At 60.1% G+C, this 25,456-nt stretch carries 17 protein-coding genes and 1 riboswitch; of the genes, 8 read left to right on the forward strand and 9 right to left on the reverse strand.

The window, feature by feature from the left end:
• Positions 1-66: 66 nt before the first annotated feature.
• Together LGH74_RS02930 and LGH74_RS02935 are read right to left on the reverse strand one after the other, a co-directional pair.
• Positions 67-3,993, reverse strand: coding sequence for a DUF7948 domain-containing protein (locus LGH74_RS02930; RefSeq protein WP_226171667.1), 3,927 nt, complete (start codon positions 3,991-3,993; stop codon positions 67-69).
• A 57-nt stretch (positions 3,994-4,050) separates the two neighbouring features.
• A complete protein-coding gene (locus LGH74_RS02935) occupies positions 4,051-7,521 on the reverse strand; it encodes a DUF7948 domain-containing protein (protein WP_226171671.1) in 3,471 nt (1,156 codons plus the stop codon).
• A 122-nt stretch (positions 7,522-7,643) separates the two neighbouring features.
• Between LGH74_RS02935 and LGH74_RS02940 the strand changes: the two genes are divergently transcribed.
• From LGH74_RS02940 to LGH74_RS02950, 3 genes are all read left to right on the forward strand, one after another.
• Positions 7,644-8,789, forward strand: coding sequence for an endonuclease/exonuclease/phosphatase family protein (locus tag LGH74_RS02940; protein WP_226171674.1), 1,146 nt, complete (start codon positions 7,644-7,646; stop codon positions 8,787-8,789).
• Between the two features lie 235 nt (positions 8,790-9,024).
• On the forward strand, positions 9,025-10,539 hold the full coding sequence (cysS, locus tag LGH74_RS02945) for a cysteine--tRNA ligase (protein ID WP_226171677.1): 1,515 nt from the start codon (positions 9,025-9,027) through the stop codon (positions 10,537-10,539).
• Entirely contained in the window at positions 10,529-11,557 is a 1,029-nt protein-coding gene (locus tag LGH74_RS02950; protein WP_226171680.1) for a M28 family peptidase, read from the forward strand. Before cysS ends, LGH74_RS02950 begins: the two co-directional genes overlap by 11 nt.
• A 177-nt stretch (positions 11,558-11,734) precedes the next feature.
• Here LGH74_RS02950 and LGH74_RS02955 read toward each other — a convergent pair whose 3' ends face one another.
• Positions 11,735-12,256, reverse strand: coding sequence for a GNAT family N-acetyltransferase (locus LGH74_RS02955; protein ID WP_226171682.1), 522 nt, complete (start codon positions 12,254-12,256; stop codon positions 11,735-11,737).
• A gap of 13 nt (positions 12,257-12,269) precedes the next feature.
• Entirely contained in the window at positions 12,270-13,172 is a 903-nt protein-coding gene (locus tag LGH74_RS02960) for a S66 peptidase family protein (RefSeq protein ID WP_226171685.1), read from the reverse strand.
• Positions 13,173-13,354: 182 nt separating this feature from the next.
• Here LGH74_RS02960 and LGH74_RS02965 point away from each other — a divergent pair, with 182 nt between their 5' ends.
• On the forward strand, positions 13,355-14,587 hold the full coding sequence (locus tag LGH74_RS02965; RefSeq protein WP_226171689.1) for an alpha/beta hydrolase fold domain-containing protein: 1,233 nt from the start codon (positions 13,355-13,357) through the stop codon (positions 14,585-14,587).
• Between the two features lie 325 nt (positions 14,588-14,912).
• Here LGH74_RS02965 and LGH74_RS02970 read toward each other — a convergent pair whose 3' ends face one another.
• The 4 genes from LGH74_RS02970 to LGH74_RS02985 all read right to left on the reverse strand — a co-directional run bounded on the left by LGH74_RS02970 (position 14,913) and on the right by LGH74_RS02985 (position 19,846).
• Positions 14,913-16,202 (reverse strand): homoserine dehydrogenase, encoded by a 1,290-nt coding sequence (locus tag LGH74_RS02970; protein WP_226171692.1) that lies wholly within the window; start codon positions 16,200-16,202, stop codon positions 14,913-14,915.
• Positions 16,180-17,208 carry a homoserine O-acetyltransferase family protein gene (locus LGH74_RS02975; RefSeq protein WP_226171694.1) on the reverse strand — a complete coding sequence of 343 codons (1,029 nt, stop codon included), beginning with the start codon at positions 17,206-17,208 and terminating at the stop codon, positions 16,180-16,182. The genes LGH74_RS02970 and LGH74_RS02975 overlap by 23 nt, the downstream gene beginning before the upstream one ends.
• 271 nt (positions 17,209-17,479) lie before the next feature.
• The gene (locus LGH74_RS02980; protein ID WP_226171696.1) at positions 17,480-18,868 is read right to left on the reverse strand and encodes an O-acetylhomoserine aminocarboxypropyltransferase/cysteine synthase family protein; all 1,389 of its coding nucleotides are present in this window, start codon (positions 18,866-18,868) and stop codon (positions 17,480-17,482) included.
• 388 nt (positions 18,869-19,256) lie between these two features.
• Positions 19,257-19,369, reverse strand: a riboswitch (SAM riboswitch).
• 177 nt (positions 19,370-19,546) lie between these two features.
• Positions 19,547-19,846: a LysM peptidoglycan-binding domain-containing protein gene (locus LGH74_RS02985; RefSeq protein WP_226171698.1), complete on the reverse strand. Its 300-nt coding sequence runs from the start codon at positions 19,844-19,846 to the stop codon at positions 19,547-19,549.
• Positions 19,847-20,064: 218 nt separating this feature from the next.
• Here LGH74_RS02985 and LGH74_RS02990 point away from each other — a divergent pair, with 218 nt between their 5' ends.
• A complete protein-coding gene (locus tag LGH74_RS02990) occupies positions 20,065-20,481 on the forward strand; it encodes a hypothetical protein (RefSeq protein ID WP_226171700.1) in 417 nt (138 codons plus the stop codon).
• An 86-nt stretch (positions 20,482-20,567) separates the two neighbouring features.
• On the opposite strand, the gene LGH74_RS02995 is transcribed toward LGH74_RS02990, so the two are convergent.
• A complete protein-coding gene (locus tag LGH74_RS02995; RefSeq protein WP_226171702.1) occupies positions 20,568-21,644 on the reverse strand; it encodes a lysylphosphatidylglycerol synthase transmembrane domain-containing protein in 1,077 nt (358 codons plus the stop codon).
• 248 nt (positions 21,645-21,892) lie between these two features.
• Between LGH74_RS02995 and LGH74_RS03000 the strand changes: the two genes are divergently transcribed.
• The 3 genes from LGH74_RS03000 (at position 21,893) to dxs (ending at position 25,271) form a co-directional block, all read left to right on the forward strand.
• Entirely contained in the window at positions 21,893-22,453 is a 561-nt protein-coding gene (locus tag LGH74_RS03000; RefSeq protein ID WP_226171704.1) for a hypothetical protein, read from the forward strand.
• An 85-nt stretch (positions 22,454-22,538) separates the two neighbouring features.
• On the forward strand, positions 22,539-23,099 hold the full coding sequence (locus tag LGH74_RS03005; RefSeq protein ID WP_226171706.1) for a hypothetical protein: 561 nt from the start codon (positions 22,539-22,541) through the stop codon (positions 23,097-23,099).
• A gap of 231 nt (positions 23,100-23,330) precedes the next feature.
• On the forward strand, positions 23,331-25,271 hold the full coding sequence (gene dxs, locus LGH74_RS03010) for a 1-deoxy-D-xylulose-5-phosphate synthase (protein WP_226171708.1): 1,941 nt from the start codon (positions 23,331-23,333) through the stop codon (positions 25,269-25,271).
• Positions 25,272-25,456: the final 185 nt, after the last annotated feature.

Below are 25,456 nucleotides of genomic sequence, written 5' to 3' on the forward strand. Positions count from 1 at the left end.
CAAATTTCCGGACCAGGTACGACTGCGTCCCGCCAGGGCTGTGATAATCATGTATTTCAATGGGCATCAGCGGTTGATTTCCACCCAGCCTTTGATGATGACACCATCAGTCTGTTCCAGGCGGTAGTAATACACACCGTTGGGCAAGTTCTCGCCGCCCCAGTCGTTGCGGTAGCTGGCGGCTTCGTATACTTTGGTGCCCCAGCGCGAGAATATCTGGAGCCGGGCCGGACAGCCGTTGGTAGCCACGAAGTAGTCGTTTTTGTAGTCGGCGTTGGGCGTGATGATGTTGGGTATCTCGTGGCCGGGCTGCACCTCAATTTCCGGTAGGCTCAGTTGCACACTGCACAACCCGTTATTATAAGAGCGGATGATGCGGGGCGTGTAGCGGCCGGGCTGCTGGTAAACGTGGGTGGTGTTATTGCCCGTGCCCTGGCTACCATCGCCAAAGTCCCAACGGACGCCGGAGAAATTGTTGAGCGGATCGGCAAAACGGACGGTGAGCGGAGCCTGCCGGGTTTCGGCGCACAACTCGGCTGTCCAGGTAGCGGCATAGAGTGGAGCAGCAGCCACCGTTACCTGTCGGGTAGCAGTGCTGGTGCACGGGCCATTGACAACGGTATAGGTAAGCCGGGCCGAGCCGGTGAAATTGGCCGGCGGCGTAAATATGCCCGCACTGCTGACGTTGGGCCCCGACCAGACACCGCCGGCCGGAGAAGCCCGCAGCCGGAATGGCTGCGTCGAGCCCGGGCACAGCAGCGTATCGGCGGGCGTACTGATGGGAGCCGGCGCGGCGACGGTGACAGATACAGTGCCCGTAGCATCACAGAGGCCGTAACCGGTGCGGTAGTTGAGCAGGAATGTGCCGGCACCCGCCAAATAAGGAGTAAAAGTGTAGCTCTGGAAGCCTGACTGCACACCTGGGCCACTCCAAATGGCGCCGGTCGGCAGGGCAGTGGGCGTAGTGGTGCTGGTGCAGTAAGTGGGCAAAACGGGTGGGGTAAAAGTGTTGCCCTGCTGTACCGTAACGAACAGCGACGCGGTACTGGTGCACCCTTCCGCGCCCGTCACGGTATAAGTAATGAAGCGAGAGCCAACCAGTGCAGCTGTGGGGGTAAACACAAAACCCGCCGCCACCGACCCCGACACGCCAGGCCCACTCCAGGTGCCACCCGCCGGCAAGCCACCCTTGAGAGCGGTTGGCGCAGCATTAGAACAAGTAGTAAGGTTGCTACTGCCAGCCGAGGCCCGAATAACGGTTACCGTTCGGCTGGCCTGCAGGATACAGCCGCCGGTAACCACATTGTATACCAGCGTATGCGTGCCGGGGCCGGCCACGTTCGGATTGAAAAAATTGTTGATAACGCCCGGCCCCGAAAAGGTGCCCCCGGCCGGCGTAGCGGAGAGTGGAACCGTAGGAACTGAAGTAGTGCCCAAGCAGAAAGAAGACGGAACAGACGCGTTGAAAGTCGCTGGTGGCGGAGAAGTGACTACCGTGAGACGCAGCGTGGCCACGCCCCCGCAGGGCCCGGTGCCTGTTACGGTATAGGTCAGCGTATTCAGGCCGAGTAGGGCCTGAGTGGGGGTGAAAACAAAGCCCGTAGCTACGGAGCCCGATACGCCGGGGCCCGTCCAGACGCCCCCGGCCGGCGAGCCGGCGAGAGGCTGCGCCGCGGCGGCTACGCACACGACTTGGTCGTTGCCCGCTACCACGTTCACGGTTTCGAAGTTAAATTTGAAGGCCGCGTTGTTGCAGCCGGGTGCTATACCTATTCGGGTCGCGTACGTGTTGGCCCCGGGCGGTACCGGGAAGCCACCACTACCCATATAATTACAGGAGCAGACGGCTTGGTAGACGAAGCCGCGCGGATCGAAGCGGGACGTGCCGCCATCGACATGGTCGCCGAAGTCGCCACTCTGGCCAAAAAACGTGGCATAATCGAGGCGGGTGGCGTCGGGAGCCAGCTGCATCAGGTAGAAGTCGGCTCCGTCGGTGGTGCGCTGCACGGCATTGGCCGTGGTAGGCATATTAAAGGTGGTGCCATTGGTGAAAGGAAAGATGTTATTCTCCCCGCCGCCCCAGCCACTGAGGTAGATGCGGTTGCACTGATCAACCAGAAAGGCGGTGGGAGAAATGTCAATAGTGCCGCGGCTACTGCCGAATACCGTAGAAAACTCCGTGGCCGTCAGGTCGGCGTTGAGCTTGTGGATAAACTGCTTGCTGCCCGCATTCTGGTAGCGCCCGGCCGTGACGGGGTAGCTGCCCGCCGATTGGCCCAGCACATATACAGCCCCGCTGCCATCGAGCTGCAGAAAATAGGCTTGGTCGTAGAGGCTGGTGCCCAGGTAAGTGGCTTTCTGGAGCACGTTGCCGGCGCTGCTGAGGCGGGCCACGAAGCCATCGACCGAGCCCCGGGCCGTGGGGTGAAGGGCATCGGGCGTGGCCGGGAAGTTGGGACTGGTGGTGCCGCCGCTCACGTACACGCTGCCGTTGGCAGCGAGCTGCAAGGAGTAAGCCGCATCGGCCCCGGTGCCGCCCACAAAGCTGCTCCAGAGCAAGGAGCTGGCCGTGGCATCGAGCTTGCAAACCACTGCATCGTGGGTGCCGCCCCGGTAGGTGCCGCCCAATCCGTTGACGTTCGGAAAGTTGGTAGAAGTGGTATTGGAAGCCAGGTAAATATTATCGTCGGCATCCAGCAGAATATCTCCCCGGAAACCATCACCATAGTTATGCAGCAGTGGGCTGGCGCCTGCGGGCAGCATGCCATCATTGCCGCTGCCACCCAGATAGGTGGAGCCAACCAGCCGGCTGCCGTCGGCGGCCAGGCGCGTCACCACGATATCGGAGCCGGAAAGAAAGTTGGTTGGGCCGTAGCCAAACGGGTCGATGCCCGTGCCGCCGTTGTAGGTGCGGTCGTAGGCCAGGGCCGACGTTGGGTAGTCGACGGAGGAGGTAGTGCCCAGCAAGAACAGCTCGCCGCGGCTGCCTACGACTAAGCTGTGGGGAAAATCGGCCTGAGTACCGCCCAGGTAAGTAGCCCATACCCGGGCCGCCGGGCCGTTGGCTGAAGTCTTGTACTTGATGAGGCCAATATCGATGAGTCCCCCAATAGCGGCCGAAAATGCCCCCACGGTAGTAGGGTAGCCAGCCCCGTAGACAATGCCGCCGGAGTACATATTGCCTTCCGGGTCGTAGGTGGCCGTGAAGCCCCAGTTGTCGGCAGTAGAGCCGGTGTAGCTGGAAAAAACGACAGTCGGGTCAATAGTCAGCGGCCGGTGCTGGTCGTAGGAGCCCAGCCGGAACGATACCACATTGCCCTGCAGCACATAGGCGCAGGGTATGGGGCGGCGTTTGCCGTTAGCGTCGGTCTGCCAGGCCTGCGGTGCCAGCTCGCGCAGTACTCCCACCGAGGTGCGCACTTCCAGACTACCCTCGGCGGTCAGGGCCAGCGCGTCGGCGCCGTTGTAGCGCAGGACAATAGCCTCGGGCCGGGCTTCGGCGGCCAGCTCAAAATCGTATTCGAGCTGCTGCTGTTGGTTTTCGTAGAAGTGCGCCCCGATACCGGGCCAGATATCCGCGTAGCGCACCTCCCGGAAACCGGGCACGTTGCTGGCCCAGCCGCTGGGGTCGTTGCCGCGCAGGTAGTTGCGGACTTCGGCAGTTTGGGTCTCGGCCTTTAGCGCAGGCTGGAGGGAGCCGCCGGCAAACGAAACCCGCAGGCTATGGGCTTTGACGGCGCCAGTGGCGGACTGCTTATCGTTGGCGGCCGGCCGGTGATGCGGTATGCCGGCCAGCAGTGAGTAGGTGAGGCCGCCGGGCTCCAGAAACAGCCTGCCGCCCGGAATATCAGCCTGGTAGCGCACCGGGGCTGGCCACTGGCCGCGGTTTTCAACAAACTCCAGGCTGGCAAGATGTGTCGAAACCGATTGAGCGTAGCTACTCAAGGGGCAGGCACTGAAAAGGGCCGCCAGGCACAGTGATTTTTGCCACATAGAATGCGGAGTTGAACAATAAAGAAGTAAGGAATGTGAATAGCAGGCCGGGAAAGGCTACCGCTTTATTTCTACCCAGCCTTTGGCAGTGCGGCCAGCCTGGTCGCGCAGCAGGTAATAGTACACGCCGTCGGGTAGGTTTTCGCCGCGCCAATCGTTGCGGTAGGCGCTGGTTTCGTAGAGCTTGGCGCCCCAGCGGTTAAAAATCTGCAGGGAGGCGGGCTGGCAGCTGAAGCGCGGCACAAACCGTTCATTCAGGTGCCGGTCGTCGTCGTTGGGCGTAATGATGTTGGGAATGAACACGTCGCCAACGGAAACCGGGGCAAACTGCGTAACGACCACGCAGTCGGAATAGTAGGCGGTAAGCTGCACTTTATACTCGCCGGCCTTTTGGTACACGTGTGAGGGGTTGGCCTCGGTGGAGGTGGTACTGTCGCCGAAGCTCCACAGGTAGGCGCCGCCGGGCAAAATGGGCTCGAACGTGCAGGTGAAGGGGGCCAGGCCCGAGTACTGCGGCGCGGCCTCGCAGGCGGGCACGTTCAGCGAAACGTTGCTTTGGGGCGCGGGAGCCAGCACCACGGTACGGGTGGCGCTATTGACGCAACCATTGCTGGAAACCGAATACGTCAGGGTGAGAATAGCCCCGCGGTTGTTGGTATTGGGAGGCGTAAAGAGGCCGGTGGGCGTCACGCCGGGGCCGCTCCAGGTGCCACCAGCCGGGGTGGCCCCGGTAAGCTGTATCGGGTCCAGCTCGTAGGAGCACCGGGTGATGTTGGGGCCGGCACTTACCGGGGGCAGCTGATTGACAACTACCGTTTGGGTAATGGCGCCGCAGCGGATGGTGTCGTTGGGAAAGGAATAAGTGAGCGTGTGGGTGCCGACTTTTGCCACGGCCGGATTGAACGTAGTGCCGCTCACGCCCGGCCCGCTGAATGTGCCGCCCGCCGGCGCTGCCGTGAGCGAAACAGGTACGGTGCTGCTCACGCACTGTGCTGGAATGGGCGAAAAGAGGGGCGTAACTTCGGGCATCACGGTCATGCGTAGCGTGCGGGTACTGATGCACACGCCGGTAGAGGCCACCGAATACGTCAGGGTATTGACGCCGGTGAGGGCCGCGGAAGGCGTAAACTGGTAGCCGCCCGTACCTATAGCCGTAACGCCGGGGCCCGTCCAGATGCCGCCGCTGGGGTTGCCGCTGAGCACTACCGGCCCGGCGCTGGCGCACACGTAGCGGTTAGGTCCCACATCGGCTAGGCGCACCCCAAAGTCAATCTTGAATGCCGCGTTGTTGCAGTTGTCGTTGTTGTTGCTGGCCGAGAAGCGGCCGGTAGGCAGCGTAGGAAAGCCGGAAGTGCCGCCGCAGCCCCCGCAAACGGATTGGTATACCAGCCCGCGCTTGTCGAAGCGGGAGGTGCCGCCATCGACATGCTCGCCCCGGCCGCCCTTTTCGCCGAAAAACGTGGCATACTCCAGGGCCTTCATGCCGGGCGTAAACTGCGCAATGTAAAAGTCGGAGCCGTCGGTAGTGCCCTGAAGGCTGCCCGGCGTAACGGGCAGGCCCAAGGTTGTGCCCCCACTAAAGCCATTATTGGTGGCCCCACCCCAGCCGCAGATGTAGATCCGCTCACACTCATCAACCAGGAAAGCGGTGAGGGAAAGGTTGGAGTCGAAGTTGAAGCTGGTGCCGCCAAACTGAGTGGAATACAGGCTTTGCCTGAGCGTAGGGTCGAGTTTATGAATAAACTGCCGGCCCGCTACGGTGGCATACAGCCCCGTGGTGAGCGGATAGCTGCCATCGGTTTGCCCGAGCACATACACATTAGAAGCAGCATCAAGCTGCACGAAATAGGCTTGGTCATACACCGACGTGCCGAGGTAGGTTGCCTGTTCGAGCCGGGTGCCCGCGCTGTTGAGGTGTGCCACGAAGCCATCGGCGTCGCTGCTGCCGTGCTGGGTTTTGTAGCTGCCGGCCGTCACCGGAAAGTTGGTGCTGTTGGTGCCGCCGCTCACGTACACGTCGCGCCCCGGACCGAGCTGAATGGAGTAGGCGGCGTCGAAGCCCGTTCCGCCCAGATACGTACTCCAGATCACCGATTTCAGGTCGGCACTGAGCTTGCTCACCACGGCATCGGTAGCGCCGGCGTTGCGGTTCTGAATAATGGTGGTAGCGCCCAAGGGATAATTAGTGCTGCTCGTAACCGAAGCCAGGTACACGTCGCCACTGGCATCGGTGATGACGTCGCCGCGGAACTGGTCGCCGTAGTTGTGGGCCAATAAGCTGGGGGACGAGCCATTCAGCACCAGGCCATCGGTGCCGTTGCCGCCCAGAAAGGTAGAGGCCGTCAGGATGGTGCCATTGGCGTTGAGCTTGCTGATGAACAGGTCGCTGCCGTTGGAATAGCGCAGGCCGTTGACGTTGGAAATGCGGTTGCCGCCATTAAACGAGACGTCGTAGGCGCCCTGCGTGACGGGGTAGTTGCGGGAGCTGGTCGAGCCCATTATCACCAGCTCGCCGGCGGCATTCACCACCAAGCTGTGGGGCGCTTCGGTAGAGTCGCCGCCGAGGTAGGTAGCATACACGCGGGAGGCCGTGCCGGTCGTAGCCGTGTTGTATTTGATGATACCAATATCCCATAGGCCGTTGAAGGAAACATCGTAGGCGCCAGTGCTGGTAGGGTAGCCCATGCTTTTCACGATGCCACCGGAGTACATGTTGCCCTGCTGGTCGTAGGTGGCCGTGAAGCCCCAGTTGTCGGCCACCGAGCCGGTGAAGGTGGAAAACAGTACCGTGGGGTCAATAACCAGCGGCTGCTGCGGGTTGTACTTGCCCAGCCGAAACGACACCACATTGCCCTGCAGCACGTACTCGCAACTGATGGGTACGCGCTGGCCGCCCTGCTGCTGCCAGGCCTGGGGTGCCTGCTCGGTAATGCTACCCACCGAGGTCTGAATGCGGAGCTGCCCATCGTGCAAACTCAGCTTTTCGGCCCCGGTGTAGCGCAGCCGGATGCTGCCGGGCTTGGCGCCGGCGGCCAGCAGAAAGTCGTATTCAAGGTTGGCGCCCTGGTTTTCGTAGAGCTGGGCGCTGATGCCGGGGTAGATATTCTCGTAGCGCACCTGCCGAAAAGCCCGCACGTTGCTGGCCCAGTGGCGCGGGTCGTGGCCCAGAAAGTAATTGCGCCGGTCGGCAGTGGCCTCCGTAGCGGCAAAGCCGGGTTTGGCGCTGCCGCCCTCAAACGTAACCGAGTAGGCGTGCATCCGCAGCCGGCTGGGGGCGTTGGGCTCGTGCCGCTCCCGGGCCAGGGTTTTGGGGTCGGCAAAGGTGTAAGTGAAGCCCCGGTTTTCGAGGTAGAGGCGGCCGCCGGGCAGTTCGGCTTGGTAGCGCACCCGGCTGTTCCACTGGCCCTGGTTTTCCACGAACTCCAGGGTGCGGGCCGGACCCTCATTCACGGGGCGGGCCACACTCCGGCCGCTGATTGTAAGGGCCGCCAACAGCAGTATAGCGGGAAGAGTAGATAGTCGAAACATAGATAGAAATTGCATTCCGAAAGATACGCGCAAAAGCCAGTGCTTTTCCAGCTTTGGCGCAGCTTTCGTGCCAGTCTGGCCGTAAGCTATACCTTTGCTTTACCCGTTCAGGGTTTTCGATTGTGCGCCGTTCCTTTGCCTTCAAATGTACTCTGCTGGTTGTCGCGTGGCTGCTACTGGCCATTGCCTGCGTCCAGGTTCCATCCCGCGTGTTCTGGCCCGCGTCCTTTGCCGCCCTCACGCTGCCGGCAGCCCTGGCCCTGAATCTGGCGGCTGTAGGCTACTGGCTGCTGCGCAACTGGCGGGTGGCGGCGCTGCCTGCGCTGGTAGCTTTCCTGACTTGGCCGCACTTTCAGCGGGGACTGGCGGTGCATCCGTTGCACGTGTCGCCGACTGCCGCAGCCAGCGGACAGCCCGTGCGGCTGCTCAGTGCCAATGTGCGCATCTTCAACGTGTATCCGCAGCTGCGCGACCAAGACCTGGGCTCGTCGCGCAAATTCATTCAGTGGTTGGCCGAAAATCCGGCTGATATCGTGTGCCTGCAGGAGTTCTACAACGAGCCGGCTACCGCCAAAACTTCAGATGGCAAGGTGTTCCGGAGCGTCGAGCAGATTGGGCGGCAGGCCGGGCGCGAGGCTTTCGTGTCGAAAACCCTGACCAATCGGGCCGGCTCCGAGTTCGGTATGGCCATTTTCTCCCGCTTCCCCATCGTAAAGCGCGGCACTATTTCTTTCGACCGCCTCACCCAGAACCACGCCATGTTCGTGGATCTGCGCTTGCCCGCCGGCGACACGATTCGCGTGTATAATTTCCACCTGCAAAGTATGAGCATGGATGAGAAGGACATCGTGGACAGCTATTCGAGCAAGGAAGGGCTGAAGAAAAAGGGCCTGGGTTTGATGCGCCGCTTCAAGCGCGGCCTGGTGGCCCGCAGCGTGCAGGTCGATACGCTGGTGCAGCGCTTCGAACGATGCCGCTACCCCATGCTGCTCTGTGCCGACCTCAACGACGTGCCCTACAGCTACGCCTACGACCAGCTGGCCGACCGATTTCAGAACGGCTGGGCCACGGTGGGCACCGGCGTGGGTGCTACCTACAACGGCCGCCTGCCCTTCGTACGCATCGACAATCAGTTTGCTAGCCCACAGTGGCTCGTTGGTGATTTCCGGGTACACTACGAAATTCCTTACTCCGACCATTTCCCGACTTCAGCTACTTACTGGCTGAGCAGCGTGAAACCAGCAGCGGCTGCCAAAACTGCCAACTGAGTCTTGTACTGGAAATGGAACCCGTTGTACCGGCAGATGAACTTTTTGTACTGCCAAAGCGAGTTTATGTACTTGTCTTGTACTGAATCCGAGACTTATGGCGGATTATTGGCAGTTCTCAAATTCAGTGGCCAGACAAACAGATGCGCCGTCGTTTGTTTACTGGCCGGAATCAGCCCGATAATCACAGGTAATTCAACTCGGGCTGACCGCCAAAACTTTCTACTTTTGCCAGATGCAGCACCCGCTCTCCCTTTATAATACCCTTACCCGCCGCAAGGACCAGTTCGAGCCCGTCAATTCGCCCTTCGTGGGGGTATACCTCTGCGGCCCTACCGTGTATAGCGAGGCCCACCTGGGCAACGCCCGCGGCCCGGTGGTATTCGACGTGCTGACGCGCTACCTGCGCCACCTGGGCTACACCGTGCGCTACGTGCGCAACGTAACCGACGTGGGCCACCTAGAAAGTGACGCCGACGAAGGTGAGGACAAAATGGCCAAGGCCGCCCGCGCCCAGCGCCAGGAGCCCATGCAGATTGCCCAGCACTTCGTGAACCTCTACCGCCAGAATATGCTGGCCCTGGGCTGCCTGCCGCCCGATATTGAGCCCCAGGCCAGCGGCCACATCACCGAGCAGATCAGCATGATTGAGGAAATCATGGCCAATGGATTTGCGTACGAAGTGAATGGTAGCGTGTACTTCGACGTGCCCCGCTACAATGCCGAGCGGGAACGGTACGGCAAGCTCTCCAACCGCAGCATCGACGACCAGCTGGCTGGCACCCGCGACACGCTGGCCGGGCAGGATGAAAAGCGCAGTCCGCTGGATTTTGCCCTGTGGAAAAAGGCTTCGCCCGAGCACATCATGCGCTGGCCTTCGCCGTTTGGCGAGGCACCCGGCGAGGGTTTCCCGGGCTGGCACCTCGAGTGCTCGGCCATGAGCCGCAAGTACCTCGGCAACCTCTCCGACATTCACGGCGGCGGCCTGGACCTGATGTTTCCGCACCACGAGTGCGAAATAGCGCAGTGCCAGGGTAGCCACACCCACACCGATGAGTCGCGCTTCTGGGTGCACAACAACATGATAACCGTGGACGGCACCAAGATGAGCAAGAGCCTGGGCAACTTCGTGCTGCTCGGCGACATGTTCAAGGGACCCACCGCCACGCTCACCCAGGCCTACTCGCCGATGGTGGTGCGCTTTTTCCTGTTGCAGGCCCACTACCGTAGCCCCGTCGATGTATCGGATGAGGCTATGCAGGCGGCCCGCAAAGGCTACCGCAAGCTGATGAACGGCCTGCGTCTGCTGGAAAAGCTCCGGCTGCCCGAAGGCACTGAGCGCGCCGCCGACACCAGTGCCGCCGATGCCGAGCTGCGCAAGCTGGTGGCCGATATCTTCGTGGGCCTCAACGACGATTTGAACACGGCCCGCGCCATTGCCAGCCTATTTAATCTGGTGCGCAAGTTCAACGGCTTTTTTGCTAACCTCACCACCCTGAGTGCCGTGAGCGAAGCCGCGCTGGAGGAAGCTACCGAGGCCTACCGCACCGTGGTAACCCAAGTGCTGGGCCTCGTGGATGAGCCTCGGGCCAACGCTGAGCAGTTGCTGGAGCTCACGCTGAGCTTTTACCAGGAAGCCAAAACGGCCAAGGCTTACGACAAGGTCGACCAGATCCGGGCGGCGCTGAAAGGCCAGGGTATCGTAATCAAAGACTTAAAAACCGGTGTTGACTGGGCATATGAAGAATAACCGAATTGGACTGGCGCTGGCCGCGGCGGCCGGCTTGTTGGTAGCCAGCTGCACCCCGGACAACAACAAAGCCACCGAAACCACTACCGCCCCCGAAGCAACCAAAACCGTGGCCGCGCCCAGCTTCAACGCCGATTCGGCCTATGCATTCACGGCTAAGCAGGTGGCGTTTGGGCCGCGCGTACCCAACACTAAGGCCCACGTTGCCACCGGCGACTGGCTGGTGAAGCAGTTTAAAGCCTACGGCCTCACGGTAAAGGAGCAGCCGTTCGAGGCTATGGCTTTCGATGGCAAGATGCTGCGCTCCCGCAACATCATCGCGCAGTTCCAGCCCACGGCGGCCCGGCGCATTGCCGTGTTTGCCCACTGGGACACCCGCCCGTTTGCCGATAAGGACAAGGAAAAGAAGAACGCGCCGCTCGATGGGGCCAGCGACGGCGCCAGTGGCGTGGCTATTGCCCTGGAAATGGCGCGGGTGCTCAGCCAGCAGCCGGCCGCCCAGCAGCCCGGCGTCGGCGTCGACTTCATCCTCTTCGATTCCGAGGATTACGGCTACGACTCGTCCACGCAGGGTGACCTGAAAGACCAGCTCGCCTTGCAGGGGAAGGACAGCTGGTGCCTGGGCTCCCAGTACTGGTCGCGCAACCTGGTGCCGGCCGGCTACAAGCCCAGCTACGGCATTTTGCTGGATATGGTAGGTGCCAAAAATGCCAAGTTCAGTCGCGAGGAAACGTCCCGGCAGTACGCCCGCGACGTGGTAGACAAAGTGTGGAACACCGGCGCCCAGCTCGGCTACTCCGACTTCTTCCTGTTTCAGGACAGCCCCGGCATCGATGACGACCATGTGTACACCAACCAGGCCGGCGTCCGCACCATCGACATCATCGACCACCTACCCGTCGGCGACGATTATTTCCCGGCCTACCACCACACTACCCAGGACAATATGAGCGTCATCGACAAGCGCACCCTGAAAGCCGTGGGCCAGACCGTGCTGCAGACGATTTATAACGAGTAGCAGCCCGGCAGTAAATGCAAAAAGGCCCGATAACGCGAGTTATCGGGCCTTTTTGCTGTCTTTATACTAAAAGAACGTCATGCTGAGCGAAGTCGAAGCATCTCTACTGCTTCGTTGCAATGCCAGTCGTCTACCACTGCGGTAGAGATGCTTCGGCAAGCTCAGCATGACGTTCTTTTAGCCCAGCAGCTTGTAGTAAATCACCGTGGCGTGCAGCTCGCCGGAGGTGCTGCGGGCGAAATCCGGGATGACGCCGCCCACCGTGTAGCCCGCGCCCTGGTAGAGCTGCTCCGAGGGGTCGTGCTGGCGGGTATCGAGGATGAGCGTGGTGCGCTGGTGCTGGCGGGCGTGGTCGTCAATAGCCTCCATCAGCCGGCGGCCGATGCCTTGTCGCCGGGCGTCGCGGTGCACCATCACCTTGCAGACTTCAGCCCGGTGCAGGCCGTTGTTTTTCGTGGCCAGGTCCAGCTGCGCGGTGCCCAGCAGCCGGTCATCCGCTTCGGCCACCAGCAACACCCGGTTGCCTTCAGCCAGTGTCTGTACCACCTCTTGCCAGTAGGCCTGCAACTCGCCGGGGGCCACGGGTAGCATAAAGCCCAGCGCGGCCCCCGATTCCAGCGCGTCTTGGAATAAATCAGTTAAAGCGGAGGTTTTAGCCGCTGCTTCGGTAGCAGTAAGTGCTCGGATGACTATCGACATAAGAAATCAGGAGTTAGAGGTAAGACAGCTCAGTGCCAGCCGCCGTGACGGAAAACTGCGCGTTTCGGCCACAGATCAAAGCCATATTCCGGGGTTCGTGGCCCACCGGAAACCCGTAGGCCACCGGAAACTGGTACTTGGCCGCGTAACTAGCAATGATTTCGTAGGACGTCTGCCCGAAAGGTATGGCGTTGTCTTGCGGGTCGGTGAAGTGGCCCACAAGCAGCCCGGCTAGGTTGCGCAGCTTGCCGGTCCGGTCGAGGTGCACCATCATGCGGTCCACGTTCATCAGGTATTCGGCCACGTCTTCCAGAAACAGGATGCGGCCATCGGTAGGGCAGTCGGAGGCGGTGCCGGTCAGGTTCTGGAGCAAACTCAGATTGCCGCCCACCAGCTCGCCGGCGGCCGTGCCGGGCCGGTTGAGCGGGTGAGCCGACACGGAGTAGGCAATAGGCTCCCCGAACAGCGCCCGGCGCAGACTCTCCAACGAGTCTTCGCCGCCGGTCTGGTTGAAAATAAAGGCCATAACTCCGTGGATACTTTCGTAGCCCATGCGCAGCAAGTGGCAGTTCAGGGCCGTAATGTCGCTGAAGCCGGCAATCCACTTGGGGTGCTGCACAAAGCCCGAGAAGTCGAGTTGGTCGATGATGCGGGTGGTGCCGTAGCCGCCCCGGGCGCAGATGATGGCCCGAATTTCGGGCGCATCAAGCTGCCGCTGGAAGTCGCGGCGGCGCAGCTCGTCGGAGCCGGCAAACTGGTGGTGCTCGGCCGTAATAGATTCGCCCAAAACCACTCGCAGGCCCCAGCGCGTCAGGATTTCCACGGCCGGAGCCATTTCTTCGGCCGTAACCTTGCGGGCAGTGCCCACAATAGCGACCTGGTCGCCGGCACGGAGCAGGGGAGGAGTAACGGGCATAAATAGCGGGTCCAGATGGAGCCGGTAAACCTACGCAACCGGAGCGGGTAGGCCAAATGCGGGTGTAGCGCAAAGCTGTTTTAGAAAGTAAAAACAGCATGGTCGACATGACGTTCCCGCGCCGCCAGCAACCTTGCGCCCCTTACCTTCGTCCTACCACTTCGCCTTTATCAACTATCCGCATGAAAAGACTTTTCCTCGCCTTGCTGCTGCTCTCGTCGGTGCTGACGATGCCGCTGGCCCGGGCCCAGGCCCTGATAGACACCACCCGGGGCCGCTACCATCAGCCCATTTTCCCGGCCATCACTACCCGCACCGACGTCGTTTTCGGTTCGGCTACTACGTATTCGGGCTCAACCCAGACGCTGCGCATGAACATCTACGAGCCCACCGGCGACACCGTGCGGCGCCGGCCCTTGCTGGTGTTTGCCCACGGCGGCGGCTTCGTGTCGGGCTCCAAAACCGACCAGGACGTGACCGAGCTGTGCCAGCGCTACGCCCGTCTCGGCTACGTTACAGCCAGTATCGACTACCGCGTGCTGTTCTTCCCCTTCGACACCGTGAATATTGCTCGGGCCGCCATTCGGGCTACCCAGGATATGCGGGCCGCCGTGCGCTTCTTCCGCCAGGATGCGGCCACCAGCAAAACTTACCGGATTCACCCCGGCTATATTTTCGCCAGCGGCAGTTCGGCCGGCGCGTTTATGGCCCTGCAGTTGGCTTATCTGAACAAAGACAGTGAAGTGCCGGCCTATTTAGAAATTGCCCAGCTCGGCGGCCTGGAAGGCAACAGCGGCAACCCCGGCTACTCCAGCGCTGTACGGGGTGTGGTAAACCTGTGCGGGGCTTTGGGCCGGCCCAACTGGGTGGAACCCGGCGACATTCCGCTGGTGAGCATGCACGGCACCGCCGATGGCACCGTGCCCTACGGCAAAGGCACCGTGGGCAGCGGCCTGCCGGCCCAGCTCGTATACGGCAGTGGCGCCATCAAGCTCCGCGCCGATGCCGTGGGTGTTTCCAACCCGCTCTACACCTTTAAAGGGGCGGGCCATGTGCCCTACAGCGGCACCACCGCCCGCGCCCAGGCCTACATGGATACCACCTTCCGCTACGTGCGCGACTTCCTGCGCCCCGTGCTGCGCCAGCCCGGCACCATCACCGGCACCCGCCCGGCCGCTGAGCTGACCGCCCTGCAGCTCTACCCACTGCCCGCCACCGAAGCCGTGCAGCTCACGGCCGCTGCCGGCACCACTTTTCAGCCCCGCACTCTGGAATTGCTCGATGCTACCGGCCGCGTGGTGCGCCGCTTCCGCTGGGAGCAGCGCGAGCAGCAAGTTCGACGCGAGCAGCTGAAGCCCGGAATATATTTGCTCCGCGGTGCCGGTATGGCTACGCAGCGCATTGTGTTCGAATAAGCAGTAGAAGCAGTTGCACAATACGGAATCGGACCAGAGCTGTCCGATGCTCCTGCAAGGGTGACCTACGACGCTTCAAGGGTGTCCGATAGAGCTTCGAAGGTGTCCTACATCGTTTCAAGGGTGGCCGATGCTCTTTCGAAGGTGTCCTACAACGTTTCAAGGGCGGCCGATACTCTTCCAAGGGTGACTTACAACGTTTCTAAGGCGGCCGATACTCTTCCAAGGGTGGCCGATGACGTTTCGAAGTACAACGGCTAGAAATTGAAAACCCTCCTGCCGTGCTGGTAGGAGGGTTTTTGTTGCGGAATAGGGCGTGGTAAAGTTATTCGGCCTCGGCTAGTTCCAGCGCGTCGGTGGCGTGGGTGGCGGGGCGCACGTTGCCGGTGCGGGCAACGAAGGCCCCGGCTTTGCGCAGCCGGTCGCGGTGCTGCAGCAGTGCATCGAGCGGCACGAAGCCCACGATATAGCCGTCCTCATCGGCTTCCTCCGTAATGTCGGTGAAGCCCAACTGGTCGAGAATCAGCTCATCATCTGTGCGCAGGTAGATTTCGATTTCCAGGTCGGTGGTGTAAGCCAGCGTGGGTGCAGCCAGCTTAGGGTAGGCGTAGCGGAAGCTGCTGCGCAGCGCCGCCAGGTCGGCCAGCACGGCCGAGCCGGTAGGGTGCCCGCCGGCGCCCCGGCCCCGTAGAAACTGCGTACCAGCGTATTCAGCCTCGATAACCACGCCGTTGAACTCGTCGTCGACGGTGTAGAGCGGCGACTTGCGGTCCACAAACTGGGGCGTCACAAACACCGTCAGCTGGTTGTCGGGTAGCAGGTAGAGGCCGGCTACGACCTTTATTTTCTGGTTGGCCACGGCCGCGTAGCCAATATCGGTGGCACTCACGTTTTCGATGCCCAGATTCAGCACCTGCTCGGGCTGCAACAGCACTCCGTAGGCATGGGCCGCCAGAATCACAGCCTTGGAGCGCGGGTCGAAAGCGGCCATATCCAGCGTGGGGTCGGTTTCGGCGAAGCCCTTATGCTGCGCCTCGACCAGTGCGCCGGCATATTCCGAGCCGTCCTCGCCCATGCGCGTCAGCACGTAGTTAGACGAGCCGTTGAAAATACCGCTCACGCTACGCAACGGCTCTTGCCCGAAATAGGCGTCCAAGGTCCGGATAACCGGAATGCTGCCGCACACGGCGGCTTCGTAGAGCAGCGTACCGCCAAACTCGCGCTGCAATGCTACCAGCTCGGGCAGGTGCTGCGACACCATGGCTTTGTTGGCCGTAACTACCTGCCGGCCCTGGCACAAGGCCGCACTCACCAGCCGGAAAGCTTCAGCCGCATCGTCGATTACCTCCACCAGCACGTCCAGCTCCCGATCCTGCAGCAACTCATCGGCATGAAAACTGAAGGCTTCCTTGGGCAGAGAACGGGGTTTGTCGGGGTTTTTTACCGCAATGCGGCGCACCTCAGCCCCGAAGCCGGGCAAGTGCTGTAGTATATCATAAAGGCCCTGGCCCACGCAGCCAAAGCCGATGAGGCCAATGCGCAGGGGTGCGGCCGGAGTAACCAGAGAAGCCGCAATAGCCGATACGGCCAGGTTAGTGGACGAAGGTCGAGACATAAAATCGTTCGAGAAGCTGCGTGATTTGGGCGGTTTCAATCAGGAAACCGTCGTGGCCGAACTGGGAGTCCATTTCGGCGTAGGTAGCACCCGGAATGTGCCGGGCCAGAAACTGCTGCTCCACGGGCGGAAACAGCACGTCGGAGCTGATGCTGAGCACCAGCGTGCGGGCCCGGATGCCAGCCAGGGCCTCGGCGGCACTGGCTCGGCCCCGGCCCACGTTGTGGGTGTCCATCGTGCGCGACAAAGCCACGTAGCTGTAGGCATTGAAGCGGGCCACGAGCTTGTCACCCTGGTGCTGCTGGTAGGAGCTGGCCCGGAAATCGTCGAGCCGGTCGGGGTCGGCTTCGGCTTGGGTGCGGCCGTAGGCGTCGTAGCTGCGGTAGCTGAGCAGGGCCGTGGCTCGGGCTGCTTTCAGGCCCTGCTGCCCGCCAGTGGGCGTGCCCTGGTGGTAGGTGGCATCGGCGAAAATGGCCAGCCGCTGCGCCTCGTTGAAGGCAATGCCCCAGGGGGAGTGCAGCGCGTTGGTAGCCAATACTACCAGGTGCACAAACACCTCGGGCCGCAGAATAGCCCATTCCAGGGCCTGCTGCCCGCCCAGCGAGCCGCCAATTAGCGTATGAATCTTGGTCAGCTCCAATTCCTGCCGCAGCGCCTCGTGAGCCGCCACCATATCCCGAATCGTGACCAGCGGAAACTGGTGGTACAGCGGTGCCTGGTTGTCGGCGGCCGTCAGCGGGCCGGTGCTGCCGTAGCACGAGCCCACGATGTTGGCGCACACGATAAACCAGTCGGCCGGGTCGAAATAGTCGCCGGAGCCAAACAGGCCGGCCCACCAGCTGAGCACGTCGGCATTGGCCGTTAGGGCGTGGCACACCCACACCACATTGTCGCGGGCGGCATTCAGGGTGCCAAAGGTTTTATAGGCTATCTGCACCGGGGCCAGCGTCGCGCCGTTTTCAAGCGCGAGTCCCGCCGGGAGGCTCAAAAGCCGTAAATCAGTCATTCCTCTAAAGGTTATTTCCGCTGGTCAGCCGCGTTTGAGGCTGCCAGGCTTTGATATCAATACAATAGCACGCGGGCTGAGCCGGTTTGCCGGCCCTCTACATCAGTCCCACCCAATGAAGTTTGGTGGCTGGCGCCGGCCCAACCCGGGCTATTGCGGAATGGTCAGGATGATTCCTCTCTCACAACTCCTCACCCTGCCATTCTCAGTGCTGCCGTGGCTGGAGCTGATTGGCAACCATACGGGCTGCCAACCGAGTCTCCTCTCTACTTTAGACCTCCAGCGGGGCAGCGTGTTCTACTTCTGGCTGGGGCGCCGTTTCGTTCTCGTCATCAGCCGAACTCAGCGGAGCCGCGTTGCGCACGGCATCAAAAGCCTGGGCCAGATCCGCACGGATATCGTCGAAATGTTCAATGCCTACCGACAGGCGCAGCGAGGTGGGCGTAACACCGGCGGCGCGCTGCTCCTCTTCCGACAACTGCTGGTGCGTGGTAGCCGAGGGCTGAATAATCAGCGTTTTGGCGTCGCCCACGTTGGCCAAATGGCTTACCAGCTTCAGGTTGTCGATAAACTGAGTAGCCGTTTCCTTGCTTCCCTTGATGCTGAAAGTCAGTACGCCGCCGAAGCCGCGCTTGAGGTATTTCTGGGCCAGCGCGTTATAGGGGCTGCTCTTCAGACCCGGATAATTTACACTTTCCACCTGTGGATGCTGCTCAAGCCAAGTAGCCACGCGCAGGGCGTTTTCCACGGTGCGGTCTACGCGCAGGCTCAGGGTTTCGAGGCCGATGAGCAGCTGCCAGGAGTTGAAGGGGCTGATGGAAGGACCGAAGTCGCGCAGGCCTTCTACCCGGGCCCGGATGATGAAGGCAATGTTGCCAAACGGGCCGTCTTTGCCGAATACGTCGTTGAAAATCAGGCCGTGGTAGCCTTCGGAAGGCTCCGTAAACTGCGGAAACTTGCCGTTGCCGAAGTCGTACTTGCCGCCGTCCACAATCACGCCGCCGATGCTGGTGCCGTGGCCGCCAATCCACTTCGTGGCCGATTCCACCACGATGTGGGCACCGTGCTCCAAAGGGCGGAACAGGTAGCCGCCCGCCCCGAAAGTATTGTCGACTACCAGCGGCAAATCGTGCTTTTCGGCAATGGCGGCAATCTTTTCGAAGTCCGGCACGCTGAAGCTCGGGTTGCCGATGGTTTCAAGGTACAGGGCTTTGGTTTTTTCGTCAATCAGCGCTTCGAAGCTGGCCGGATTGTCGCTGTCGGCAAAGCGTACTTCGATGCCCAGGCGCTTGAAAGCCACTTTAAACTGGTTGTAAGTGCCACCGTACAAGTGCGAGCCGCTCACGAAATTGTCGCCGGCCTGCAGAATGTTGTTCAACGCAATGAACTGCGCTGCCTGCCCCGAGCCCGTAGCCAGAGCCGCTACGCCGCCTTCCAGAGCCGCCACGCGCTGCTCAAACACGTCGGTAGTTGGGTTCATCAGCCGGGTGTAGATGTTGCCAAACTCCTTCAGCGCAAATAGGTTGGCCCCGTGTTCGGCATTCTTGAACACGTAGGAAGTAGTTTGGTACAGCGGCACGGCGCGGGCACCGGTGGTAGGGTCGGGCTGCTGGCCGGCGTGGAGTTGCAGGGTCTCGAATTGCAGGGCTTGCGTGGACATGATGAAGCTGGATTAGGAAGTTTCTTGGAATGAAGTTTCAGGTTTTCAGTGGGTTGCGTTGCAGAGGATTGCAGCCCGGGCGGCTTCCGGAGCTTGCGTAAAGCTGCGTCGGAGCCAGGCTAAACCCTGCGACGAAACGTGCCAACGAGTGGCCGCAGACGGTGGCGTAGCCGGAAAAAAGAAGGAGGGATGGGGAGAAGCTAGGCGCCTAGCGGGCTAGCAACAGCAACAACACTGTTTCCAACAGCACATTCGCATTCGCTGGGCTGGCAAAGCAGCGGCCCAAACGGCAGAAACACGAAAACCCATCGGCAATTCAGCCGGCGCGAAGGCGGCTGAAGCGGATGGGGCAAACAAGACGGAAGAAGGTGCGTTTTCCATGGTACTCGACTTATAGCTCCCGCCGGACCAATGCCGGGCGGGCAGGAATTGGCACCTTTCATTGGATGAAGGTTGCCAGCGGGTCAGGGAGCCTGTTCTCTCGCCGCTTCTGTATAAATTCTTTCAAACTGCCCCACCGTTAATGGGAGAGTACCGGATTGGTGACTGCAAATGTACAGCTGGAATTGAAAAGACCAAATCCAGGACAATGTTTTTTATGATTTCTGGAAAAAGGCCAAGAAAAAACGCCGCCCGAAGCTCGGACGGCGTTTCCAACCTTTTTCTGCAAAAAAGGACCTAAATAGTAGGTAACGTTAACTGCTGACCCACTTCGATATGGTCAGGATTGCTGCCGATAATGGCTTTGTTAGCTTCGTAAATCTGGTGCCACTTGGAGGCGTCACCGTAGTGGTGCTTGGCAATTTTGGAGAGCGAATCGCCACTTACCACAGTATAAGAGTCGCCTTTTGCGGCAGTAGGTTGCGCGGTGGTGGGAGCATTGTTACCAAAAAAATCGGTGCCACCGGCGGCGGGCTTCGCGGCTGGCTCTACTGGTTTTTCTTCGCCTTTATTGCTGAGGAAATCGAACAGTCCCATGATTGTGTGTCGGTTAAGGTGGGGAGTGGAAAGTACCGCATGTGCCTGATGGCCACGGTATATGGGCTTCTTACGCCTTGGCGGTAAATAGGTTGTAGCGCCCAAAGCTCAGCCGCAATTACCTTAACTCTTTAGCCCAAGGCGCGTAAGAACCGCAGCGCTGGCCGCTATTTGGCCCATGCGCTGTTTTTGTTCTCCCTCCAAAACCCTTCTTTCCTATGAAAAATCTCCCCACTTCCTTCCGTCTGCTGGCTAGCCTGATGACGCTCGTAGTCCTGTTTTTGTCTGCCTGCGGCAGCAAGGAAGGCAAAGTTGAAGGCGTCAATATGCTCTACGGCACCGAGAGCAAAGTCTGGAAAACCGACAAAGAGCTGAGCTCTGCCGGCGACAAAGTGAAGCAAACGGATACCCAGGAAGATGAGCGTATCACGTTTTTCGCCAACGGCCAGTACAACATGGCTTCACCCGCCGGTACTGTAAACGGTAAGTATAGCTTCGACCAGGCCGGTAAGAAAATCGCGCTGACGCCCGACGGAGCCGCCACCAGCAACAGCTTCGACGTGGTAACGCTCACCGATGATAAACTCACCCTGAAAAGCGCCGATGGTGCCGAGCTGCGCCTCGAGAAGGAGTAACTCTTACCCGGTTTCTCTCATAAAAAAAAGCCCTTGCGCACTGAGCGCAAAGGCTTTTTTTTATGGGTAAAAAATACTGCCTGCAGCTAGTGGGAAGCTGGGGACTGGGGTTTGCTAAACACCCGGGCCACCCAGCGCGGCAGAAAGAACGCGCCCAACACCAAATAGAGGTAATACGTGACGATGCGGTAAAGTAGGACCACGAAGTTGGTCATGGTGGGGGTGCCGATAAACTTGCCGAAAAAAGTAGGGAAAGCGCCTTCGGCAATGCCCGCGCCGCCGGGCGTAATGGCTAGCAGCAGGATAACCTTGTAGGTAAGGTTGCGACCGAAAATCAGCAGAAACTCGTCCCAGCTTACGTGTACAAATGCCGCAATAATGCAGCCGATAACCAGGTAGCGGGCCGTCCAGACGAAGAACGTGGAGCCGATGGCGCGCAGCCAGTAGCCGATTCCGTTGCCGCGCAGCTGGGCCGAGGCCCACACCATTTCGTTGCCGTGCTGGTAGGCTTTGGGCCGCCAGCGCCGCAGCCCCCGGATAGAGAAGAGCCGCACCAGCAGCCGCTTCACCGACTCAGGGTTGACGAAAATGGCATACAGCATGAGTAGCGCATACAGCGTAACGAGCACGTAGCTGACCACAAACGTTACTTTCAGCGTTGTCACCAAGCCGCCCTGCAACGCCTCGTGCGGATAGAGTGCGTCGCCAGCCAGCCATACTACCAGCGGCACCGTCACTACATAGTAGAGGTTGTCGAGCAGGGCCGTAACCATCACGTAGGCCAGCGACTTGCCCAGCGAAATGCCCTCTTTATTCAGAATGAACGACGCTACGGCCGTACCGCCCACGGCTGAGGGTAGCACGCAGGAGGCAAATTCCCAGATCATAATCACGTCCAGGCTTTGGCGCCAGCTCAGCACCCGCTCCGAAATGTGGCGGATGCGGTAGATGTAGCCCAGGTCGCGGGCTACGAGCACGGCCAGCGTGATAAGCAGCCAGTGCAGCTGGGCATTAGCCAGCGGGGCCAGGTCGCCGGGGCGGTAGCTGCGCCAGAACATGAACCCCACCACGCTCAGGCCAATGAGAACCGGCAGCACGATGCGCGAGGGTTTGAGCTTGTCGAGCAGCTGCTGTTCCTGGTTGTTCTGCTGGGTAAGCGGCATGGGCGTGCGAGAGGGTGGTAGACAAAAATAGACATTCTTATGGCTACCAACAGCCGGGCCGCAAGGTTGGGCCACCCACCGCCCAAGTTGATACCGGCAATTCCCCGATTGGTGTATTATTTTTTCAGGCCGGTCTGACTTTTTACACTTTTAATCAACCAATCCGACAACAACCTTACTTATAAGGATTTACTGCCGGAGAAGTCAATTGTAGAATCGTTTAATCATCCATATTAACTGCCATTGTTATGCTCAACTCCATTAAAACCTTAGCCCTGCTGGGGCTGGTATTTGCCGCCCTGAGCTGTGAGGAAACAGCCATTCAGCCGGCTCCCGTGGCCACCCAGCCCGTTGGGGCAGCCATCAAGTACGGCGACCCTATTATCAATCCGGTGCCGGGCAATCTGCAGAGGCCCGGATTCGGTTTGGGCATGGCCTTCGGCCGCGGCTCCGACTGTCACGGTGGCGGCGTGTGTTACGTGAAGATCCGCTTGACGTTCAGCCGGATTATGGAGTTTCCGGTGGCCGGGCAGGGCACGGGCTTCTTCAGCGCTCCGGTGAACATCAACCCTGAAACCAATGTCGGTACCATGCGCATCATCTTTACCAGTGAGCAGAAAAATATCGATACCACTGATGAGTTTGAGCTGCCCGAGGGTGGCACGGTGCTGAGCCTCGAAAAGGCCGGTATGTTGGGTGATGAGTACGCTCAGTATACCCTCTTGCAGGGCGTCTACAAGATTATTCACGGCGACGGTACCGACCAGAACCCCTACGGCTACGTGGACGTGCCCGTACTCTGCGAGTAGCTCTGAATATACATTCTGTTGATTCTATACATTCTGACTTTCTCTTATTTATCAATCCTCAATCATCTACCTAACTCTCATTATTATGCGTAATTCAGTTAAGTTTCTCGCCATGGTCGGTCTGGTATTCACGGCTATGAGCTGCGAAAACAGCCCAGTACAGCCCAACGGTTTGGCCGCTAAGCCCGTCAGCAGCAACATCAAGGATGGGCAGCCCATCATCAACCCGGTGCCCGGCACTGAATTGCGGTGGGGCATCACCTTCGAAATGCACTTTGGCCGGGGTACGGGCTGTGGCGGCCGGGGTATTTGCTCCATCAAGTTTGGCTTCGACCCCTCGAAGATTGCGCAGTATCCGGTAGCGGGCCAGGGCACGGGCTTCCTGAGCGCTCCGGTGAAAGTAGACCCCGAAACCCACATCGGCACGATGCGCATCATTTTTACCAGTGAGCAGAAAAACATCAACGAAGGCGACGATTTCGACCTGACCGATGGGGGCACGGTTATCACGCAGGAAAAAGGCGGGTTGATAGCCGACGAATACAAGCAACTGACCCTGCTGGATGGCGTCTACAAGATCATCCACGGCGACGGTACCGACCAGAACCCTTACGGCTACGTGGACGTGCCCGTACTCTGCGAATAAGCTGTTCTGCTGCTATTTTGCCCTGCCCCGTGCTGCCATTATTGGTAGCACGGGGCAGCGGCATTTCCGGCCGGAGGAGCTCTGGAATGACCACCGCCTTGGGCTACAACCGCAAGCAGTGAAAAGTCGTACCTTTGCGTGTTACAGGTAGTGAACAATCTGAATGGGTTAACCTTTAGGCTCCTCTGTCTGTTGCCTTGCTGAACCTCTCCTCCTTGCCCCTCTTCGAAGATGATTGTCGAACCCGGTGAATTGCTGGCGGCTATAAACTCGCCCGACGACCTAAAAAAGCTCAGTGAAGACCAACTGGTGCAAGTCAGCCAGGAGCTTCGACAGTTCATTATCGATTCCGTTTCCATCTACGGCGGCCATTTCGGGGCCTCGCTGGGCGTAGTGGAACTCACGGTAGCCCTGCATTACGTCTTCAACACCCCCTACGACCAACTGGTGTGGGATGTGGGCCACCAGGCTTACGGGCATAAGATTCTGACCGGCCGGCGCGACCGGTTCCCCACAAACCGGCGCTATGGCGGCATGTCGGGTTTCCCTAAGCGCAAGGAGAGTGAGTACGATGCTTTCGGCGTAGGCCACAGCAGCACCAGCATCGGTGCGGCCCTGGGTATGGCCGTGGCTTCCGACTACAAGGGCGAAAAGGACCGGCAGCACATTGCCGTAATCGGCGACGGAGCCATGACGGCCGGTATGGCCTTCGAGGCCCTCAACCACGCCGGGGTGGCTAACTCCAACCTGCTGGTTATCCTCAACGACAACTGCATGAGCATCGACCCCAACGTGGGCGCGCTTAAAGAATACCTGACCGACATTACCACCTCCCGCACCTACAACAAGGTGCGCGACGAGCTGTGGAACGTGCTGGGCAAACTCAGCAAGTTTGGTCCCAACCCCCAGCAGATTGCCCGCAAGGTAGAATCGGCCATGAAGGCCACGCTCATGAAGCAGAGCAACCTGTTCGAGGCCTTGAACTTCCGCTATTTCGGCCCCGTGGATGGGCATGATGTGCAGCACTTGGCCACGATACTGGAGGATCTGAAGCACATTCCTGGCCCCAAAATTCTGCACTGCGTAACGACCAAGGGCAAAGGCTATGCGCTGGCCGAAAAAGACCAGACGCTGTGGCACGCACCCGGTTTGTTCGACAAGATTACGGGCGAGATTCACAAGAAAACCTACGACCAGCCGCAGCCGCCCAAGTACCAGGACGTATTCGGCCACACGATGGTGGAGCTGGCCAAGGAAAACGACAAGGTGATAGGCGTGACGCCCGCCATGCCGTCGGGCTGCTCGCTGAACATCATGATGAAGGCTATGCCCGATAGGGCCTTCGACGTGGGCATTGCCGAGCAGCACGCGGTGGTTTTCTCGGCTGGCCTCGCTACCCAGGGCCTGGTGCCGTTCTGCAACATCTACTCGTCGTTCATGCAGCGGGCCTACGACCAGGTGCTGCACGATGTGGCTCTGCAGAACCTGAACGTGGTATTCTGCCTCGACCGGGCCGGTTTTGCCGGTGCCGACGGCCCCACCCACCACGGCTGCTACGATATTGCCTTCATGCGCTGCATTCCGAACATGGTGGTATCGGCCCCCATGAACGAAGAAGAATTGCGCAACCTGATGTATACCGCCCAGCTGCCCGATATGGGGCCGTTCAGCATCCGCTACCCGCGCGGCGAAGGTGTAATGCCCGAGTGGCGCATGCCGTTCAAGAAAATTGCCGTGGGTACCGGCCGCGTGGTGCGCGAAGGCGAGGGTGTGGCTATTCTCAGCATCGGCCACATCGGCAATTACGCCGTGAAGGCTACCGCGCAGCTGGCCGCCGAAGGCCTGAGCGTGGGCCACTTCGATATGCGCTTTGCCAAGCCCCTCGATGAGGAAATGCTGGCCGCCGCCCTGAGCAAGTACAAAGCCATTGTAACCGTGGAAGACGGCTGCCTGCAGGGCGGCTTCGGCGCGGCCATCCTGGAATTTATGGCCGACCACGGCTACTCGGTACCCATGAAGCGCCTCGGCATTCCGGACCGTGTAGTAGAGCACGGCACCCAAGATGAACTCTACAAAGAGTGCGGCTTCGATGCCGCCGGTATTGCCGCCGCCGTGCGCGAAATGCACGGCAAAGTAGCTGCCAAGGCTACGGTGCAATCGGTGATTTTGTAGAAAGGTTTTAGCATAGAGAAAGCCCCGCTGGATTCGTCCGGCGGGGCTTTTTGTTGTTATGGCTTTGGCCAAGTCCGAGGTAAGCCGCCACTGCCGGTAGCCGGCTTATACCAAGCAAGGGGCACTGGTAAACAGAAGCGCGAGGCAGTAGGTATCCGGGGTAATATTTCTTTATTTAATGCTCG

This window comes from Hymenobacter lucidus (assembly GCF_020447265.1).
GTDB classification, from domain to species: domain Bacteria; phylum Bacteroidota; class Bacteroidia; order Cytophagales; family Hymenobacteraceae; genus Hymenobacter; species Hymenobacter lucidus.